A 3,635-nucleotide genomic window follows, 5' to 3' on the forward strand; every position below is an offset into this window, starting at 1 on the left:
GCCGATCAGCTCGGAGCCGATGAACTGCCCAATCTTGCGCAGCTCCGCGTCGATGCTGTCAGAGATCCTCCTAGCCAGGGTCTCGGCCTTGGTGCTGAAGAAGTTGGTCCGGTTCGACCTGTCGATCGTTTTGGCGAGGCTGGCGGCAACGACGCCAGGGAGCTCACCCATGTCGGAGGTCACGAACTGGTTCACCGATCGACCGACCGACACAGAAGCGCTGCCACCGGCAAACGGCTTCTGGCCTGTGTCGTGTTGCCGGAACGTGACGGTGATTTTTGCCTTAGCGGATCTCGGCATAGGTCACCCCGAGGGCCGTATCGAGTCTTCGGACAATGGCGTCGTCGACCTGGTCCCCGAGCTGGATCTGAGCACCGGTGATGATCCGGCGTGTCTCCTCCGAGAGGTTGGTCGCCGGCTCGGGGTATTCCCGGCCCGTCATCTCAACCGTGCATGCAATCAAGCCGAGATCCTCGGCCGCTTGGCCGCGCTTCAGGCCCGTGAGAGTGTCCGTCTGGCTCGCGTGGCGTTTCCAGGCCAGGTCGGCCAGCACCTGGAACAGCCGAAAGGTGAACTGCTCGCCGTACGGAGAGTAGCCGTTGTTGGCGACGATGAAGCGCCGGTTTTGCTCGTCCAGGACGATGTCGCGCGGCTTGACGACGCCCGCGATGATCGTGCGGAGCATCAATCGTGGAGACGAGAAGTCGTAGGTCGGGACTTTACCCTCGTCGACCGGCATGATGGTGCCATTGAAGGGCTGACCGTTTTCCTTGTAGATCAGCGTCTGGAAACGGCGGGCGGCTGTGTGGAGGCTGGCCATTATGCACCCGTGATCGGATCGGCGTCGGTCGTGGTGATCAGGATGGCATAGCCGGGGTCGATGCCTGGGTTGATGATTGTCAGGGCGGCCGACAGGCGATCCTCAGCGGACTTCTTCAGCTCCGAGAAATCCTTGCGGGCATTACGCTTGAAACTCAGGGCGCCATCCGTCTCCTCCTGGGCCACGCGGTTGGCGAGCGACGGGATGATGTCGAGGACGGCTCGATACAGGACGGCATCGTTCGCGCGCAACTCGGCCTCTTCGCCGGAGGTGAGCGCGGCGGCCAGGGTTGCGCGGGTGACTTGGAATTCAAGGTTCAGGAGCGCGGCCGAGAGATCAACGTCCTCGTCGGGCAGCTCGCTTTCATTCACGCCCAGGAACGAGCGCACGTCCTTTGGCTGGACGGAGTAAAGGATCGTCGGCACCAGGCGATACATCGTCACGACGTCGAACGGGATGCCACCCCGCTGGGCACTCACACGCACGATGCGCCGGGAGAATGACGTGGAGATCTCGTTGTGCTCGGCGGGAACCGTCACGACCAGCACGACGTCGGTCGGGCCGGTGGTGAGATCCTGCGTGAAGAGGACAGCGCCATCCGGACCTGTCACCGACAGCTCTGCCGTCCCGGTATCCGGGACGGCAGGCTGGCCGTTGTAGGTCAGGTTGACAGGAAGGGTTACGTCCCTGCCGGCCTCAAAGGTACGCATCAGGCGTCAGCTCCACCTTCGGAGCCTTCGGTCTTGGTCTCCTTGGGCTTCCGGCTGGCACGCTTCCTCGGCTGGTCGGCGGACTCGGCCGCCTCGGCGCCGTACTCGGCCATGAAGGCGTCGATCGCGAACTGCATGTCGCCCTCGGCTTCCTTCATGTAGGCGACGAACGCTTCGTCGGTCGCCTCGGCCTTCAGCTCACCGATGATCCGGACCTGGCCGCGGCCGATACGGTCCTGGATGAAATGTGAATTCTCGATGACACTCGGCCGGCGGGCGTGGATGCGCTGGCCCTGATGGGCCAGGTCGTGGAGTTGGAAAGAGCCCTTGGTTTCAGCAAGCAATTTGATCATGATTTTCCTCACACCGAAAAGAGCCCGCCGCCTCTAGGGCGGCGGGCCTGGGGTTCTTAGTCGTCGGTGCTGTCGTAGTCGTAGATCGACCGGGTGTCGGAGAAGGCCAGCTTGTAGCCGGTGTTCTCGGACTTGGTGAACGTGATCGACTGGTTGGTGATCGCGCGCTCGGTCTCCTCGATCTGCGAGCCACCTTCATTGAGCTCTTCCAGCGTGTCACCGCGCGACATGCCAATGAGCTGCTTGCCGGCTGCAGCGGACGACAGGGCGAAGTTCACCGTGCCACGCAGGATCGGCACGCCACCGATCTGGAAGCCGGAGGCCGCCAGGTTTTCGGCGTCGGTGCGGTTTGCATTCGACGTCGGAATGGCGAACAGCAGCAGCCAGTCGATGTAGGTGTCCCAGTTGCCGACAACGGTGTCGATCGGGATACCGGCCTGGGCACGGGCCACGAACCAGCGGAGCAGCGCCTCGTAGTTCAGCTTCTTATTCGTGGCAGCGGCCACGAAATCAGCCTGCTTCACGACCGGAGCGGCCGGGTTCACGCCGTCGCCGTTGACGAGGATGTGCGTGGCCGCGCGGACCTTCGACATCTCCTTCTCGCGATCCATACGGTTGACGTACGGCACCAGCGTCTCGATGCTGGCGCGGCGGTCGAACTCGTATGAGAAGCGGTAGCCGCCACCGTGCTTGTAGAACTTGACCGACTGCTCGGACAGACGGATCGTCTTGACCGGGAAGCGGCCGAGTTCGGCGACAGCCGACACGACCTGGTAGTCATCGGCCTTGTCGTCCACCACCGTGGAGATCAGCTCGACGCCCGACATCGTGCGGCTCGAGCCGACTATTGCCGAGGTCGTCTCCAGGTTGTCCTGGCGGAACTTCCAGCGGACGACGTCGTCGACGACTTCCGGGAAGATGGCGCGGACGCCGGGGAACGTCTGGAACGTGTCCGACGCAGCTTCCAGCACGATGCCGCGCTCGAAGTCGTTCTGGATCGGCAGGTTCAGGTGAGCCAGCGTGGCTTCGTAGCCCGACAGATAGCCCTTGTCGTCACGATAGAGCTTTTCCGCATCCTCGGAGCGACGGACGTCGATCGCGAGATTGAGGTAGTCGCGCATGCCGAGGCCAAACGACTTGGCTTCGGACAGCAACTTCTGGCCGGCGCCCTTCGACGCCTGGGCGTCTTCGGACTTCAGCGCGGCGAGAGTTTCGACACCCCGACGCTTGACCTGAGAGAGAGGCTTGTACTGCATTTTCGGAATTCCTCGTTTCGTTCGGGGTTCGATTAAACTTTGACGACCACGGCGTTGGTGCCGATGATCTCAGCGACGAAGTTCTTGCTGTGGTCCGCAGCTCCGGCGGCTTTCACCTCGCCCGCGCCGGCGCCCACGACGGTGTCGCCGATCGCAACGACCGCAGCTGCCTTGATCGGAAGCAGGTTGGCGAACTGAAGCTCGACGGCGCCGATGAGAGTGCCTTCGACGGAGCGATCTTCGACCGACGCGAGGCGGCCGATGATGGTGTCACCATCGCCGGACAGCTTGACCTTGTTGGCGCCGGAGGTGTCGACCGATACGGCCTTGCCGACGTCATTGGTCGTGATGCCGGTGGCGAGGTTGAAGGTGAGCGACGAGACTTCCCAGTGGAAACCGCGCAGCGTGACATTCTGGTGAGAATAGGTGGGCATTTTTCGTTCTTCCCTGTTGGCTGTTGGCTGTTGCGGTTGCGATTAGCGGCGGGTTCGGAACG

At 62.8% G+C, this 3,635-nt stretch carries 6 protein-coding genes; all 6 read right to left on the bottom strand.

All coding sequences use genetic code 11. The features are described from left to right. Positions 1 to 195 (bottom strand): hypothetical protein (locus EOC06_RS32090; protein WP_164898848.1); only part of this gene is annotated, 195 nt, incomplete at its 3' end. Between the two features lie 88 nt (positions 196 to 283). Then, positions 284 to 820 (bottom strand): hypothetical protein, encoded by a 537-nt coding sequence (locus EOC06_RS32095; RefSeq protein WP_128309674.1) that lies wholly within the window; start codon positions 818 to 820, stop codon positions 284 to 286. After that, on the bottom strand, positions 820 to 1,530 hold the full coding sequence (locus EOC06_RS32100) for a hypothetical protein (protein WP_128309675.1): 711 nt from the start codon (positions 1,528 to 1,530) through the stop codon (positions 820 to 822). The genes EOC06_RS32095 and EOC06_RS32100 overlap by 1 nt, the downstream gene beginning before the upstream one ends. Further along, on the bottom strand, positions 1,530 to 1,883 hold the full coding sequence (locus EOC06_RS32105; protein ID WP_128309676.1) for a hypothetical protein: 354 nt from the start codon (positions 1,881 to 1,883) through the stop codon (positions 1,530 to 1,532). The genes EOC06_RS32100 and EOC06_RS32105 overlap by 1 nt, the downstream gene beginning before the upstream one ends. Before the next feature lie 56 nt (positions 1,884 to 1,939). Next, a complete protein-coding gene (locus tag EOC06_RS32110; RefSeq protein ID WP_128309677.1) occupies positions 1,940 to 3,139 on the bottom strand; it encodes a hypothetical protein in 1,200 nt (399 codons plus the stop codon). 32 nt (positions 3,140 to 3,171) lie between these two features. Next, positions 3,172 to 3,573 carry a hypothetical protein gene (locus tag EOC06_RS32115; protein ID WP_128309678.1) on the bottom strand — a complete coding sequence of 134 codons (402 nt, stop codon included), beginning with the start codon at positions 3,571 to 3,573 and terminating at the stop codon, positions 3,172 to 3,174. Between the last annotated feature and the right edge of the window lie 62 nt (positions 3,574 to 3,635).

Source organism: Mesorhizobium sp. M7A.F.Ca.MR.362.00.0.0 (genome assembly GCF_004023175.1).
Classification (GTDB): Bacteria; Pseudomonadota; Alphaproteobacteria; order Rhizobiales; family Rhizobiaceae; genus Mesorhizobium.